Origin of the sequence: Pseudomonas sp. SG20052 (assembly GCF_031766055.1) — a bacterium.
Taxonomy (GTDB): domain Bacteria; phylum Pseudomonadota; class Gammaproteobacteria; order Pseudomonadales; family Pseudomonadaceae; genus Aquipseudomonas; species Aquipseudomonas mandelii.
On record NZ_CP134498.1, the window covers coordinates 4,597,561 to 4,612,935 of the forward strand.

A 15,375-nucleotide genomic window follows, 5' to 3' on the forward strand; every position below is an offset into this window, starting at 1 on the left:
AAGGCAACTTTACACCGTCTGTCACAATGGCTCGCGCGAATATGTCGATTGGCCAGCAAGTCAAGACAGGTAAAAAAGTCCTACAGACCAAAAATACTTGCCCTACAAGCACCGGCTCAGGCCTCCACCATCGCCATCGCCTCCTCGACATCCACTGCCACCAGACGCGAACAACCCGGTTCGTGCATCGTTACCCCCATTAGTTGATCGGCCATTTCCATGGCGATCTTGTTGTGGGTGATGTAGATGAACTGAACCGTCTGCGACATCTCTTTGACCAACCGTGCGTAGCGTCCAACGTTCGCGTCGTCCAGCGGCGCGTCAACTTCATCGAGCATGCAGAACGGTGCCGGATTCAACTTGAAGATCGCAAAAACCAGGGCCAATGCGGTCAGGGCTTTTTCGCCACCGGAGAGCAAATGGATGGTGCTGTTCTTCTTTCCTGGCGGCTGCGCCATGATCGTTACCCCTGTATCGAGTAGATCTTCGCCCGTCAGTTCCAAATACGCGCGCCCTCCACCGAAAACTTTTGGGAAAAGGGCCTGTAATCCGCCATTGATCTGATCAAAGGTATCTTTGAAGCGGTTTCGGGTTTCCTTGTCGATCTTGCGAATCACGTTCTCAAGCGTATCCAGCGCTTCCACCAGATCGTCGTTCTGCGCATCCAGATAACGTTTACGCTCGGATTGTTGCTGGTATTCGTCGATGGCCGCCAGGTTGATCGCACCGAGGCGCTGAATGCGCGCGGCAATGCGTTCGAGTTCTTCTTCAGCGTCTTTCTCGCTGGCCTCGGCGGTCAGCGTGGCGAGCACGCCATGCAGGTCGTAGCCATCCTCAAGCAACTGATCTTCGAGGGTCTTGCGTCGCACGGTCAGGGCTTGCCATTCCATGCGCTGGGTTTCCATCTGGCCACGGATCAACTGCGATTGCTGCTCGGCCTGGCTGCGTCGTTTTTCCGCATCACGCAATTCACGGTCAGCGTCTTCCAGAGCGATCTGAGCCGACTTCATTTCTTCGTCGACCGTCATGCGCTTATCGAGCAACTCTTCGAGTTTCAGGCGCAGCTCTTCCAGCGGTGCCTCGCCCTCCTCCAGATTGAGGCTCAGCTGTTCGCGTTTCTCGGTCAGGCGCTCGGACTGCATCTCCAGGCGTTCCAGCGCCTGACGCGTCGAGTCATGTTGCGCCTTGAGCGAGCCGAGGCGTACCGCCAACTGATGGGCGTGATCCTTGTGTTGCCGGGCTTCCTGACGCACGCGATCGAGTCGCTCGCGCAAGCTGTCGCGCTGGGCCAGCAGCAACTCGCGCTGCTCGGTGTCCAGCGCCATGGCGTCGAGGGCTTCCTGCAATTGCAGGCGCGCTTCGCCGATGTTTTCGTGCTCCAGTGCCCGTTGCTCAGCCAGCTCGGTGAGTTCTTCATCAAGGCGGGTTCGACGCAACGTCAGCTGCTCAACCTTGGCCTTGCCGGCCGACAACTGAGCTTTCAATTCACCTTGCTGACGCGCTTCGTCTTGCAGCAAACGGCGCAAATGTTCGCGACCGTTTTCCTGCTGGCGCTGCTGCGCCCTGAGCGTCTGAAGTTGGGTTTCCAGGGTTTCGACCGTGGCCTCGCGCTCTTCGCGCTCGATGCTCAGACGCTGGATTTCCTGCCCACGGGCGAGCACGCCGCTTTCCGCTTCGCTGGCACGGCGAACACGTAGAAAGTGTCGGCCAACCCAATAGCCGTCGCGACTGATCAAGCTCTGGCCGACACTCAGCTGACTGCGCAGGGCCAACGCTTGCTCAAGACTCTCAACCGGTTTGACCTGTCCCAGCCAGGGCGACAGATCGATCTGCGCTTCAACCTTGTCAAGCAGGCTGCCCGGTACGCGCACGCCATCACTGGCCGGGCTGAGCAAACGCAAATCGCCTTGGGCAAAACCGGCCAGATCGAAATCGCCGAAGTCGTCCACCAGCACCGCTTGCAGGTCGGCACCGAGCACGGTTTCCACCGCCAGCTCCCAACCCGCCTCGACTTTCAGTCCTTCGGCCAGACGCGGGCGGTCCGCCAGGTGCTGTTCGCGTAGCCATTGCGCGGTGCCGGTGCCCGGATCGAGCGCGGCTTGCTGCAAGGCTTCAAGGGACGCAAGGCGACCGTTGAGGCGCTGCAAATCACCCTGAGCCTGCTGCTGATTTTGCAGCGCTAATTGCAGTTCCTGACGCAGTTGCTCAAGGCGTTCGACCTGGGCCTCTTCGCTGGCCTGTAAATCTTCAAGCGTCGCTTCGCTCGCGGCCAGTTGCTCACTGAGCTCCATGATCGCCGCATCTTCCGGGTCCGCCGAGAGCAACGCGCGCTCTTCGCCAAGTCGCTTCTGGCGATCGGCCAGACGCTCCATGCTGGTTTCGAGTTGCTGAATGCGTGACTGCTGGACCTCGGACTGGCGACGCGGCTCGGCGGCCGTGAGGTTGAAGGTGTCCCACTGCTCCTGCCAGCCGTGCATGGTGGTTTCGGATTCTTCCAGCGCAGCGGCGGCTTCTTCGGCGGCGGCGCTGGTGACTTCCTGCTCCGGCGTGAGCATGTCCAGCTCTTCACCGAGGGTCAGCAGCAAGGTGCGGTCGTGGCCGAGGTGAGATTCGGTTTCCAGTCGCGCACGCTCGGCTTCTTTAAGATCATCCTGCAACTGCCGCAAACGCTGCTGACCGTGCTGGATGCTCTGCTCGACCCGGGCGATGTCGCCGCCGACCGAATAGAAGCGTCCCTGCACCAGATTGAAGCGCTCGGACAGATCATGGTGCCCGTCACGCAAGCGCTCGATGGCCGCATCGGCGTTGCGCTGTTCAGCGACCAACGCTTCGAACGTGACTTCCTGATTGCCAATGACTGCTTCGCGCTGCCCGACCTGTTCGTTCAAAGCCTGCCAGCGCAGGGCCGACAGCTGGGCCTTGAGCTGACGCTCCTCGCCTTTGTATTCCTGATACTTCTTGGCGGCCTCGGCCTGGCGATGCAAACGCTCAAGCTGACGCTCGAGTTCTTCACGCAAATCGGTCAGGCGGGCCAGGTTTTCATGGGTGCGACGGATACGGTTTTCGGTCTCGCGCCGACGCTCCTTGTACTTGGAGATGCCCGCCGCTTCTTCGATGAAGTTGCGCAGGTCTTCGGGCTTGGACTCGATCAGCTTGGAGATCATCCCCTGCTCGATGATCGAATAGCTGCGCGGGCCCAGGCCTGTGCCCAGAAAGATGTCGGTGATATCGCGACGACGGCATTTGGTGCCGTTGAGGTAGTAGGTGGTCTGGCTGTCGCGGGTCACTTTGCGGCGAATGGAAATTTCCGCATAGGCGGCGTATTCGCCAAGCAGCGTGCCGTCGGAGTTATCGAACACCAGCTCGATACTCGCCTGACTCACGGGCTTACGGCTGGTCGAACCGTTGAAGATGACGTCGGTCATCGACTCGCCACGGAGGTTCTTCGCCGAACTTTCGCCCATCACCCAGCGAACGGCGTCGATGATGTTCGACTTGCCGCAGCCATTGGGCCCTACCACGGCCGCCATGTTGCTGGGGAAGTTCACGGTGGTCGGGTCGACGAAGGATTTGAACCCGGCCAGTTTTATGCACTTGAGCCGCACGCTTAAGCGTCCGTCAGGGCAGAAACCACCAGATCGCAACTGCGCTGGGCATAGGCCGTCAGCACTTCGCGGATCAGCGGAAAGTCACGGGCCAGCACGGCGGCCAGCAAACGTTCGAACAACTCCAGGAACTCGCTCATCGACGCCTTGCGCTGGTCCAGGGCGAGGAAGTACGCACGGCTCATCGCCGGTTGCAGGTTCTCGACGGTTTCCTGCAAGTACGGATTGTTGGCAAACGGGTACGCGGCGCGCATCACATTGAAGCTGTCGTCGACGAAGGTGCGGATGTCCTGACGCTCATAGCTGGCGGCCAGGCGCTGCTGGATCTGCACGAACGGCGCCATGTCAGACTGGACCTGCCAGCCTTTGGCGACGGCGTTGCCGAGCAAGATGTACAGCTCGCTCATCAGCGTGCACAGGCTCTGCACCTTGTGTGCGGTGAGTTCGGTAACGTGGGCACCGCGGCGCGGCAGGATCGCGATCAGGTGGCGGCGCTCGAGGATCAGCAAGGCTTCGCGGACCGAACCGCGGCTGACATTGAGGGCCAGCGTGACCTTCTGTTCCTGGATGCGCTCCCCGGGCTTCATTTCGCCACGAATGATGCGTTCGGCGAGGTGGTGAGCAATTTGCTCGGCGAGGCTGTCCGGCGCCTTGAACGTCATGGTTGTCCTTCAAACTCTTCGATCTGCACAAGCGGCGCAGTGTAGCGCACATGAAGGGTCATGGCGGAGTGCCCACTCAGCGGTTTTTGGCACGAATCAAGCAAAAAGCAGGCTAACCCGCGAGGGTCAATAATGAAGGAACGAGTCGTTGATCGACAAAATGGCGTTTCCTGACCTTTAAGTCAGAAAATCATTGACCGCAAAGTCAGACCTGATAAATTCGGGCCAAGTCGGTTAACAACAATAATGAGTCTGCGAGGCCTTCCGTGATCCAGTTTTTACTTAACCAGGAACTCCGTAGCGAGCACGCCCTGGACCCAAACCTGACCGTGCTCAATTATCTGCGCGACCATGTGGGCAAACCCGGCACCAAAGAAGGCTGCGCCAGCGGTGACTGCGGCGCCTGTACCGTGGTGGTCGGCGAGCTGCAAACGGATGACGATGGCCGCGAATACATTCGCTATCGCAGCCTCAACTCGTGCCTGACGTTCGTGTCGTCATTGCACGGTAAACAACTGATCAGCGTCGAAGACCTCAAGCACCAGGGCGAGCTGCACAGCGTGCAGAAAGCCATGGTCGAGTGCCACGGCTCGCAATGCGGCTTCTGCACCCCGGGCTTCGTGATGTCGCTGTTCGCGCTGCAAAAGAACAGCGATCAGCCCGACGCCCACAAGGCCCACGAAGCGCTGGCCGGCAACCTCTGCCGCTGCACCGGCTATCGGCCGATTCTGGCCGCCGCCGAACAATCCTGCTGCGGCAAGCAAGCGGATCAGTTCGATGCGCGCGAAACCGATACCATCGCCCGCCTGAAAGCCATCGCCCCTACCGACATCGGCGAACTCAACAGTGGCGACAAGCGCTGCCTGGTGCCGCTGACCGTGGCCGATCTGGCCGACCTCTACGATGCTTATCCACAGGCCCGGCTGCTGGCCGGCGGTACGGATCTGGCATTGGAAGTCACCCAATTCCATCGCACGTTGCCGGTGATGATCTACGTCGGCAACGTCGCCGAAATGAAGCGCATCGAGCACTTCGATGATCGTCTGGAAATCGGCGCCGCCACCGCCCTCTCCGATTGCTACGAAGCCTTGAAAGCCGAATACCCGGACTTCGGCGAATTGCTGCAACGCTTCGCCTCCTTGCAGATCCGCAACCAGGGCACCCTCGGCGGCAACATCGGCAACGCCTCGCCGATTGGAGACTCGCCACCGCTGCTGATTGCCTTGGGCGCGCAGATCGTTTTGTGCAAAGGCGAAACCCGTCGCACCCTGGCGCTGGAAGATTACTTCATCGATTACCGCGTCACCGCGCGCCAGGAAAGCGAGTTCATCGAGAAGATCATCGTGCCGCGTGCCAGCGCCGAACAATTGTTCCGCGCCTACAAAGTGTCGAAACGTCTGGACGATGATATTTCCGCTGTTTGCGCCGCGTTCAACCTGCGCATCGACAACGGCGTGATCGCCGACGCCCGCGTGGCGTTCGGCGGCATGGCCGCGATTCCGAAACGTGCGAATAACTGCGAAACCGTGTTGCTCGGCGCGCCGTTCAATCACGCCACCGTCGAACGCGCCTGCGCCGCACTGGCCGAAGATTTCACGCCGCTCTCGGACTTCCGCGCCAGCAAGGAATATCGCCTGCTCAGCGCGCAGAACCTGCTGCGCAAATACTTCATCGAACTGCAAACACCGCACATCGAGACTCGGGTGACCGCTTATGTCTAACCATCACGCCGTAGAGAAGACCCAGGCCGAACTGGCTGAACTGTTCGCCAAGGACCTGACCACCGGTGTCGGCCGCAGCGTCAAGCACGACAGCGCCGCCAAACATGTGTCTGGGGAAGCGCAGTACATTGACGACCGTCTGGAATTTCCGAACCAGCTGCACGTTTACGCACGCCTCTCGGACCGCGCCCACGCGAAAATCATCAGCATCGACACCAAGCCCTGCTACGCCTTCGAAGGCGTGCGCATCGCCATCACCCACAAAGACGTGCCAGGCCTGAAAGACATCGGCCCATTGCTGCCGGGCGATCCATTGCTGGCCATCGACGATGTGCAATTCGTCGGTCAACCCGTACTGGCCGTTGCCGCAAAAGACCTGGAAACCGCACGCAAAGCCGCCATGGCGGCGATCATCGAATACGAAGATCTCGAGCCGGTGCTGGACGTGGTCGAAGCCCTGCGCAAACGCCACTTTGTGCTCGACAGCCACACCCATCAGCGCGGCGATTCGGCCGGCGCATTGGCGACTGCCGAACACCGCATTCAAGGCACGCTGCACATAGGCGGCCAGGAACACTTCTATCTGGAAACCCAGATCTCGTCGGTGATGCCGACCGAAGACGGCGGGATGATCGTCTACTGCTCGACCCAGAACCCCACCGAAGTGCAGAAACTGGTGGCTGAAGTGCTGGACGTGTCGATGAACAAAATCGTCGTCGACATGCGCCGCATGGGCGGTGGTTTCGGCGGCAAGGAAACCCAGGCTGCGAGCCCGGCGTGCCTGTGCGCAGTCATCGCCCACCTCACCGGCCAGCCGACCAAGATGCGCCTGCCGCGGGTCGAAGACATGTTGATGACCGGCAAGCGTCACCCGTTCTACGTCGAGTACGACGTCGGCTTCGACAGCACCGGTCGCCTGCACGGCATCGCCCTGGAACTGGCCGGCAACTGCGGTTGCTCGCCGGACCTCTCGGCGTCGATTGTCGACCGCGCGATGTTCCATGCCGACAACTCGTACTACCTGGGCGATGCGACCATCAACGGTCACCGCTGCAAGACCAACACCGCGTCGAACACCGCATACCGTGGCTTCGGTGGCCCGCAAGGCATGGTCGCCATCGAAGAAGTGATGGACGCGATTGCCCGCCATCTGGGCCTCGATCCGCTGGCGGTGCGCAAGGCCAACTACTATGGCAAGACCGAGCGCAACGTCACCCATTACTACCAGACCGTCGAGCACAATATGCTCGAGGAAATGACCGCCGAACTGGAAGAAAGCAGCCAGTACGCCGAACGCCGCGAAGCGATTCGTCGCTACAACGCCAACAGCCCGATCCTGAAAAAAGGCCTGGCGCTGACCCCGGTGAAATTCGGTATTTCCTTCACCGCCAGCTTCCTCAACCAGGCCGGTGCGCTGATCCACGTCTACACCGATGGCAGCATCCACCTGAACCATGGCGGCACGGAAATGGGCCAGGGTTTGAACACCAAGGTGGCGCAAGTCGTAGCCGAAGTGTTCCAGGTGGAAATGGACCGCGTGCAGATCACCGCGACCAACACCGACAAGGTGCCGAACACCTCGCCGACCGCTGCCTCCAGCGGTGCCGACCTCAACGGTAAAGCCGCACAGAACGCCGCGGAAATCATCAAGAAACGCCTGATCGAATTTGCCGCCCGGCAGTACAAGGTCAGCGAAGAAGACGTGGAGTTCCACAACGGTCACGTGCGGGTTCGCGATCACATCCTGACCTTCGAAGCGCTGATCCAGCAGGCGTATTTCGCCCAGGTGTCGCTGTCGAGCACCGGCTTCTACAAGACCCCGAAAATCTTCTACGACCGCAGTCAGGCCCGTGGTCGACCGTTCTATTACTACGCCTTCGGTGCAGCCTGTTGCGAGGTGATCATCGACACCCTGACCGGCGAGTACAAAATGCTGCGCACCGACATCCTCCACGACGTCGGCGACTCGCTGAACCCGGCCATCGACATCGGCCAGGTCGAGGGCGGTTTCATCCAGGGCATGGGCTGGCTGACCATGGAAGAACTGGTGTGGAACAACAAAGGCAAACTGATGACCAACGGCCCGGCCAGCTACAAGATCCCGGCCGTGGCCGACATGCCGCTGGACCTTCGGGTGAAGCTGGTAGAAAACCGCAAGAACCCGGAAGACACGGTGTTCCATTCCAAGGCTGTGGGTGAGCCGCCGTTCATGTTGGGTATCGCATCGTGGTGTGCGATCAAGGACGCCGTGGCCAGTCTGGGCGACTACAAGCATCAACCGAAAATCGACGCACCGGCGACTCCGGAGCGGGTGTTGTGGGGCTGTGAACAGATGCGGCAGCTGAAGGCGGCGAAGGCCGTCGAGGCAGAGCCGGAGTTGGCTTCGCTCTAGACCGAGGCGCGCCCTTCGCGAGCAGGCTCGCTCCCACAGTTGATCGCATTCCCCTGTGGGAGCGGGCTTGCCCGCGAAGAGTCCCGAACAGACAACAAAGATGTCGAGGTGAAACATGTACAACTGGATCGACGCCCTCGCCGACCTGCAATCCCAGGGTGAACCCTGCGTGCTGGTGACCATCATCGAAGAGCTCGGCTCGACGCCGCGCAATGCCGGATCGAAAATGGTCATCAGCGCCACCCAGGCCTACGACACCATCGGTGGCGGGCACCTGGAATACAAAGCCATGCAGATCGGCCGCGAGATGCTGGCCAGCGGCAAGCAGGACACGCACCTGGAGCGCTTCAGCCTCGGCGCCAGCCTCGGCCAGTGCTGCGGCGGCGTGACCGTGCTGCTGTTCGAACCGATGGGCCAGGTCCAGGCGCAAATCGCTGTGTTCGGCGCCGGCCATGTCGGCCGGGCGCTGGTGCCGCTGCTCGCCAGCCTGCCCTGCCGGGTGCGCTGGATCGATTCGCGGGAAGCGGAATTCCCCGAGCAGATCCCCCACGGCGTGCGCAAAATCGTCGCCGAAGAACCGGTGGATGAAATCGACAATCTGCCCGCCGGCAGCTACTGCATCGTCATGACCCACAACCACCAGCTCGATCTCGAACTCACCGCCGCGATCCTCAAGCGCAACGACTTCGCCTACTTCGGCCTGATCGGTTCGAAGACCAAACGGGTGAAGTTCGAACACCGCCTGCGGGACCGTGGTTTCGACAGCGCCGTGCTGCAACGCATGCGCTGCCCGATGGGCATCGGCGAAGTCAAAGGCAAGTTGCCTGTGGAAATCGCCATCTCCATCGCCGGCGAAATCATCGCCACCTATAACGCCAGTTTCGGCCAGCAAACTGCCCGCGCCGGATCATCGATCGCCAAACTACTGCCTGCATCACGCCGCAGCCAAGCCTCCCACTGAGAAAGCTCATGCCTCTGACTCGCAAAGCCTACCGCGCCGCCATCCTGCACAGCATCGCCGACCCCGCCGAAGTGGGCATCGAAGCCTCGTATGAGTATTTCGAAGACGGCCTGCTGGTGGTCGATAACGGCCAGATAAGCGCCCTTGGTCACGCCAGCGACTTGCTGCCGACCCTGCCCGCCGATATCGAGATCACTCATTACCAGGACGCGCTGATCACCCCGGGTTTCATCGACACTCACATTCATTTACCGCAAACCGGCATGGTCGGCGCTTACGGCGAGCAGCTGCTGGACTGGCTCAACACCTACACCTTCCCGTGTGAAAGCCAGTTTGCTGACAAGACTCACGCTGATGAAGTCGCGGACATTTTCATCAAGGAACTGCTGCGTAACGGCACCACCACGGCGCTGGTGTTCGGCAGCGTTCACCCGCAATCGGTGAACTCGTTTTTTGAAGCCGCCGAGCAGCTGGACCTGCGGATGATCGCCGGCAAGGTGATGATGGACCGCAACGCCCCGGACTACCTGACCGATACCGCCGAATCCAGCTACGTGGAAAGCAAGGCGCTGATTGAGCGCTGGCACGGCAAGGGCCGCCTGCATTACGCGGTGACCCCGCGCTTCGCCCCCACCAGCACCCCGGAACAACTGACCCTCGCCGGCCAGTTGCTCAGCGAGTACCCCGACCTGTACATGCAGACCCACATCAGCGAAAACCTCAAGGAAATCGAGTGGGTCAAGGAACTGTTCCCCGAGCGCAAGGGCTACCTCGACGTTTACGACCACTACCAATTGCTCGGCGAGCGCTCGGTATTCGCCCACGGCGTGCACCTGTGCGATGACGAGTGCGCGCGGCTGGCGCAGACGGGTTCGGCGATTGCTTTCTGCCCGACCTCGAACTTCTTCCTCGGCAGCGGCCTGTTCAATTTGCCGATGGCCGAGAAGCACAAACTCAATGTAGGCCTGGGCACCGACGTGGGCGGCGGTACCAGTTTCTCGCTGCTGCAAACGTTGAACGAAGCCTACAAGGTCATGCAGCTGCAAGGTGCGCGCCTGAGTCCGTTCAAATCGCTGTACCTGGCGACCCTGGGCGGTGCGCGTGCGCTGCGCCTGGAAGACAAGATCGGCACGCTGAATCCGGGCACCGACGCGGACTTCCTGGTGCTGGACTACAATGCCACGCCGCTGCTGAGCTATCGCTTGAAGCAGGCCAATAACATTGCCGAGACGTTGTTTGTATTGATGACGCTGGGGGATGACCGGACTGTGCTGCAGACCTATGCGGCGGGGAATCAGGTGCATCAGCGCTAAGCTATTCCGGGCATAAAAAATCCCCCGCAATCGATGGTTGCGGGGGATTTTTTTTGCTTTTGAAGCCGCCTTCGCGGGCAAGCCTCGCTCCTACAAGGGCTTCGCGTTAAACCTGTAGGAGCGAGGCTTGCCCGCGAAGGCCGCACCTCGATCTTTCAAAGCTTGACCGCTGGCCGCCCTGGCTTTTTGGTCTGCAATAAATGCGAGAACACCGCATGCAAATCATCCGACGCGCTTTCCTCGTCGAGGTTGAGTTTGCTGTCGATGTGATCCATGTGATGCATCATCAGGTTCACCGCCAACTCGCCGTTGCGCGCTTCGATGGCGTCGATCAGTTGGGTGTGCTCGTCGTAGGAACAGTGGGAGCGGTTGCCGCTTTCGTACTGGGCGATGATCAACGACGTCTGGGACACCAGGCTGCGCTGAAAGCTGATCAGCGGCGCATTCTTCGCCGCTTCCGCCAGCTTCAGGTGGAATTCGCCCGACAGGCGGATGCCGGCGCCGCGATCGCCACGGGAGAAGCTGTCGCGCTCATCGTTGACCATTTGCCGCAACTCGGCAATCTGCTCGGCGGTCGCGTGTTGAACCGCCAGTTCAGTGATCGCCCGCTCCACCAGACGCCGCGCCAGGAACACCTGGCGGGCCTCTTCAACACTGGGGCTGGCAACCACGGCGCCACGGTTCGGACGCAGCAGCACGACGCCTTCATGAGCCAGGCGCGACAGTGCACGGCGAATGATGGTGCGACTGACCCCGAAAATTTCCCCCAGCGCTTCTTCGCTCAACTTGGTGCCGGGCGCCAGACGCTGTTCGAGGATGGCCTCGAAGATATGCGCGTAGACAATATCGTCCTGGGTACCGCTGCGGCCGGCTTTGCCTGCTCGCGGTTGTTTCTTTAGGGGCTGCAACTGTTCGTTCATGGGCACTCGAGTCGGGAGAACTGCGGCGAATTGACCGTGACTGTAATACGGCACAGTGGGTCGCTGGCAAGTATCGCGTAATAAACAGCACGATTGTACACAATGGATGGTGGCAACACGACTGTACGGCTGTTTGTCGCGTCTGCTGTATCGCAACGGTTGGTTACTTTTGAGTTTAGGCTTGAATCCATAAATTTGAGATCCGTACAAACTCAGTGGCGAGGGAGCTTGCTCCCGCTGGGCTGCGAAGCGGCCCCAAAACCAACCTGATCGCAGCTTCAATCAAAACGTGTCAGCAGGGTTTACGACGGCTTCGCCGCCGAGCGGGAGCAAGCTCCCTCGCCACAAAAGCCACGCTGAAGTCACCGTTAGCCATAAGGAACACCGCTGTCATGAACGACGCCACGCACACGCAGCTTCGCCCCTTGGCCGATACGTCACCGTCGGCGATTGTCGCCGGCTTCATCGCGATGATGACCGGCTACACCAGCTCCCTGGTCCTGATGTTTCAAGCCGGACAAGCGGCGGGCCTGACCAGCGGGCAGATTTCGTCGTGGATCTGGGCGATCTCGATTGGCATGGCGGTGTGCTCGATCGGCCTGTCCCTGCGTTATCGCACGCCGATCACCATCGCCTGGTCGACCCCCGGCGCGGCGTTGCTGATCACCAGCCTGGGCGGCGTGAGTTACGGCGAGGCCATCGGTGCCTACATCACGTGCGCGGTGCTGGTGACGATTTGCGGCCTGACCGGCAGCTTCGAACGGCTGGTGAGAAAGATTCCGGCATCATTGGCCGCCGCCCTGCTGGCGGGGATTCTGTTCAAGATTGGCAGTGAAATCTTCGTCGCCGCGCAGCATCGCACCGGGCTGGTGCTGGGGATGTTCTTCACTTATCTGCTGGTCAAGCGCCTGTCGCCTCGCTACGCGGTGCTCGCAGCGTTGCTGATCGGCACGGCGCTGTCCGGGTTCATGGGGCTGCTGGACTTCAGCGGTTTCCATCTGGAAGTGGCGACGCCGGTCTGGACCACGCCGCACTTCTCCCTGGCCGCGACCATCAGCATCGGTATTCCGTTATTTGTGGTGGCGATGACTTCGCAGAATATGCCCGGCATCGCGGTATTGCGCGCCGACGGCTACACCGTGCCCGCCTCGCCATTGATCACCACCACCGGCATCGCCTCGCTGCTGCTGGCGCCGTTCGGCTCCCACGGGATCAACCTGGCAGCCATCAGCGCGGCGATCTGCACCGGGCCGCATGCCCATGAGGATCGCAACAAGCGCTACACGGCGGCGGTCTGGTGCGGGATTTTCTACGGGATTGCCGGGGTGTTCGGCGCAACGCTGGCAGCGTTGTTCGCGGCGCTGCCTAAAGAGCTGGTGCTGTCGATTGCGGCGCTGGCACTGTTCGGCTCGATCATCAATGGCCTGAGCATTGCCATGACCGAAGTGAAAGAGCGGGAGGCGGCGTTGATTACCTTTATGGTCACGGCGTCGGGGCTGACGCTGTTTTCCATTGGGTCGGCGTTCTGGGGGATTGTCGCGGGGGTGTTGACGCTGGTGATTCTGAATTGGCGCAAGGGCTGAGGGACCCGACATCGACTTCGCAGGCCAAGCCATGCACCTGCAAAAAGCAGGCATAAAAAAACGGCGACCCTTGGGTCGCCGTTTTTCATGACATCAAGCTACCGGATTGATCGGCTTTTCCGGGTACCAGACGTCGATCAGCGGGCTGACGGTTGCTTCGGTCAGTTCGCTGCGGCCCTTGAGCCAGGCTTCAACAGCAGCGCGCTGCTCTTCGGACACCGAGCCACGCTTCTGCAGGCAAACCAGACCGAAGTCGTCGCCGCCAACATAACCCAGACCGTTGGCTTCCATGGCTTCTTTCAGGAACGCGTCGAGGAAAGCATCAATGGCTTCATCAGCCAAATCTTCTTTGAAATCCAGGTTCAGTTCGAAACCCAGCTCTTGAAATTCATCGACGCACAGTTTTTTGCGCAGACGCTGGGAACGGTTAGTCGCCATTGGAACAATCCTCATAAGTAATAACGGGCGGCACTTTAGCAGTTTAAGCCGCTAATTGCCCGACTCTCTGGGGCGCGTCGCTGACCGTCGGTAAAAAAATTGCGGATTAGAAGGCCACGGCAAGGCACAAGCCGTTGCACCTTGGGGCATAATGCCGACACTTTCATGACCACTGAGGGAATTTATTTTCATGCCCTCGCCTTTTTTCCCCTCGAATGCAGGGTTCAATTTCACATGATCAAATCTTTGCGTCCCTTGTTACTGGCCGGTTTCCTTCTTCCTCTGGCCTTCTCCGTTTCCGCCGCCACCATCAACACCGGTCTGTCACCCAACGTAGAAAAGGCCCTGAAGGCCAGCAAGCTTCCGGACAACGCCCTGTCGCTGGTGATGATCCCGCTGAACGGCCCGGGTACACCGACCATTTACAACGCTGACGTTTCGGTCAACCCGGCTTCGACCATGAAGCTGGTAACCACCTATGCGGCGCTGGAAATGCTCGGCCCGAACCATCAGTGGAAAACCGAGTTCTACACCGACGGCACCCTCAGCGGCGGCATCCTCAACGGCAACCTCTACCTCAAGGGTGGCGGCGATCCGAAACTGAACATGGAAAAGCTCTGGCTGCTGATGCGTGATTTGCGCGCCAACGGCGTGACGCAAATCACCGGCGACCTGGTGTTGGATCGTGGCTTCTTCGTGCAACCGCAACTGCCTGAGTTCAACGACGATGGCAATGACGACAACAAGCCGTTCCTGGTCAAGCCTGATTCGCTGATGGTCAACCTCAAGGCCTTGCGCTTCGTGGCACGCAACGACAATGGCCGGGTCCTGGTGTCGGTCGAACCGCCGATTGCCAGCATCAAAGTTGAAAACCAGGTCAAAGCAGTCAATTCCAAGCAATGTACCGGTGGCGTGCGTTACAACCCGGTGACCCAGGCCGATGGCAGCGTGACGGTGACGGTCGGCGGTCAGTTGGGCGAAGGCTGCAGCTCGCAGACTTATCTGTCGCTGCTTGACCACGCCACCTATACCGCGGGTGCCGTGCGGGCGATCTGGAAAGAACTGGGTGGCAGCATCCAGGGCAGGGACCGTCTGGCGCCAACGCCGAGCAACGCCAAGGTGCTGGCCCGGGCCTACTCGCCGGATCTGGCGGAAATCATTCGCGACATCAACAAATACAGCAACAACACCATGGCTCAGCAGTTGTTCCTGAGCCTGGGCCAGAAATTCCGCACCGACGCCGACGGTGACGACGCCAGGGCTGCCCAGCGTGTGGTGCGTCAGTGGCTGGCGAAGAAAGGCATCACCGCGCCGCACCTGGTGATGGAGAACGGCTCCGGCCTGTCTCGCGCCGAACGCGTGAGCGCTCGTGAAATGGCGGCGATGCTGCAAGCCGCGTGGCGCAGTCCCTATTCCGCCGAATTCATCAGCTCGATGCCGATTGCTGGCACCGACGGCACCATGCGTAAACGCCTGAAAACCACGGCAATGCGCGGCGAAGCTCACGTCAAGACCGGCACCCTGAACACCGTGCGCGCGATCTCCGGTTACAGCCGTGACGTCAACGGCAACACCTGGGCGGTGGTGGCGATCCTCAACGACAAGGCCCCGTTTGGCGCATCGTCGGTGCTGGATCAGGTGCTGCTGGACCTGTATCGCCAGCCGAAAGTGCCGGAAACGGCTTCGGTGCTCTGACCCGATCTACGCGACACCACAGATCCAATGCAGGAACGAGCCTGCTCGCGATGACGGCGGCACATCCAGCAATGATGTGACTGAC

10 protein-coding genes are annotated in these 15,375 nt (G+C 60.4%); 6 read left to right on the forward strand and 4 right to left on the reverse strand.

The window, feature by feature from the left end; all coding sequences use genetic code 11:
- Positions 1–116: 116 nt before the first annotated feature.
- Both smc and RHP74_RS21115 read right to left on the reverse strand, forming a co-directional pair.
- Positions 117–3,605 (reverse strand): chromosome segregation protein SMC, encoded by a 3,489-nt coding sequence (gene smc / locus RHP74_RS21110; RefSeq protein ID WP_311096236.1) that lies wholly within the window; start codon positions 3,603–3,605, stop codon positions 117–119.
- A gap of 2 nt (positions 3,606–3,607) precedes the next feature.
- Complete coding sequence (locus RHP74_RS21115) at positions 3,608–4,267, reverse strand: GntR family transcriptional regulator (protein WP_010456464.1); 660 nt, start codon at positions 4,265–4,267, stop codon at positions 3,608–3,610.
- 266 nt (positions 4,268–4,533) lie between these two features.
- Here RHP74_RS21115 and xdhA point away from each other — a divergent pair, with 266 nt between their 5' ends.
- The 4 genes from xdhA (at position 4,534) to guaD (ending at position 10,654) form a co-directional block, all read left to right on the forward strand.
- Positions 4,534–5,988, forward strand: coding sequence for a xanthine dehydrogenase small subunit (gene xdhA, locus RHP74_RS21120; RefSeq protein ID WP_311096237.1), 1,455 nt, complete (start codon positions 4,534–4,536; stop codon positions 5,986–5,988).
- Entirely contained in the window at positions 5,981–8,380 is a 2,400-nt protein-coding gene (xdhB, locus tag RHP74_RS21125; RefSeq protein ID WP_311096238.1) for a xanthine dehydrogenase molybdopterin binding subunit, read from the forward strand. Before xdhA ends, xdhB begins: the two co-directional genes overlap by 8 nt.
- 115 nt (positions 8,381–8,495) lie before the next feature.
- The gene (gene xdhC / locus RHP74_RS21130; RefSeq protein ID WP_010456471.1) at positions 8,496–9,341 is read left to right on the forward strand and encodes a xanthine dehydrogenase accessory protein XdhC; all 846 of its coding nucleotides are present in this window, start codon (positions 8,496–8,498) and stop codon (positions 9,339–9,341) included.
- Between the two features lie 8 nt (positions 9,342–9,349).
- A complete protein-coding gene (gene guaD / locus RHP74_RS21135; protein WP_010456473.1) occupies positions 9,350–10,654 on the forward strand; it encodes a guanine deaminase in 1,305 nt (434 codons plus the stop codon).
- 155 nt (positions 10,655–10,809) lie between these two features.
- Here guaD and RHP74_RS21140 read toward each other — a convergent pair whose 3' ends face one another.
- Positions 10,810–11,574, reverse strand: a complete 765-nt coding sequence (locus RHP74_RS21140; RefSeq protein WP_010456474.1) for a GntR family transcriptional regulator — start codon at positions 11,572–11,574, stop codon at positions 10,810–10,812.
- Positions 11,575–11,966: 392 nt separating this feature from the next.
- Between RHP74_RS21140 and RHP74_RS21145 the strand changes: the two genes are divergently transcribed.
- Positions 11,967–13,157, forward strand: coding sequence for a benzoate/H(+) symporter BenE family transporter (locus tag RHP74_RS21145; protein ID WP_077748202.1), 1,191 nt, complete (start codon positions 11,967–11,969; stop codon positions 13,155–13,157).
- 93 nt (positions 13,158–13,250) lie between these two features.
- Here the strand turns inward: RHP74_RS21145 and RHP74_RS21150 are convergent, their stop codons facing one another.
- On the reverse strand, positions 13,251–13,595 hold the full coding sequence (locus RHP74_RS21150; RefSeq protein WP_007896965.1) for a YggL family protein: 345 nt from the start codon (positions 13,593–13,595) through the stop codon (positions 13,251–13,253).
- A gap of 234 nt (positions 13,596–13,829) precedes the next feature.
- Between RHP74_RS21150 and dacB the strand changes: the two genes are divergently transcribed.
- Positions 13,830–15,290: a D-alanyl-D-alanine carboxypeptidase/D-alanyl-D-alanine-endopeptidase gene (dacB, locus tag RHP74_RS21155; RefSeq protein ID WP_010456483.1), complete on the forward strand. Its 1,461-nt coding sequence runs from the start codon at positions 13,830–13,832 to the stop codon at positions 15,288–15,290.
- The last annotated feature ends 85 nt before the right edge of the window (positions 15,291–15,375 follow it).

Bases quoted from the DNA above. Each gene is read 5' to 3' on its own strand.
- guaD (WP_010456473.1), top strand. From the start codon at position 9,350: ATGCCTCTGACTCGCAAAGCCTACCGCGCCGCCATCCTGCACAGCATC.
- RHP74_RS21150 (WP_007896965.1), bottom strand. From the start codon at position 13,595: ATGGCGACTAACCGTTCCCAGCGTCTGCGCAAAAAACTGTGCGTCGAT.
- dacB (WP_010456483.1), top strand. From the start codon at position 13,830: ATGATCAAATCTTTGCGTCCCTTGTTACTGGCCGGTTTCCTTCTTCCT.
- RHP74_RS21115 (WP_010456464.1), bottom strand. From the start codon at position 4,267: ATGACGTTCAAGGCGCCGGACAGCCTCGCCGAGCAAATTGCTCACCAC.
- xdhB (WP_311096238.1), top strand. From the start codon at position 5,981: ATGTCTAACCATCACGCCGTAGAGAAGACCCAGGCCGAACTGGCTGAA.
- RHP74_RS21145 (WP_077748202.1), top strand. From the start codon at position 11,967: ATGAACGACGCCACGCACACGCAGCTTCGCCCCTTGGCCGATACGTCA.
- xdhC (WP_010456471.1), top strand. From the start codon at position 8,496: ATGTACAACTGGATCGACGCCCTCGCCGACCTGCAATCCCAGGGTGAA.
- RHP74_RS21140 (WP_010456474.1), bottom strand. From the start codon at position 11,574: ATGAACGAACAGTTGCAGCCCCTAAAGAAACAACCGCGAGCAGGCAAA.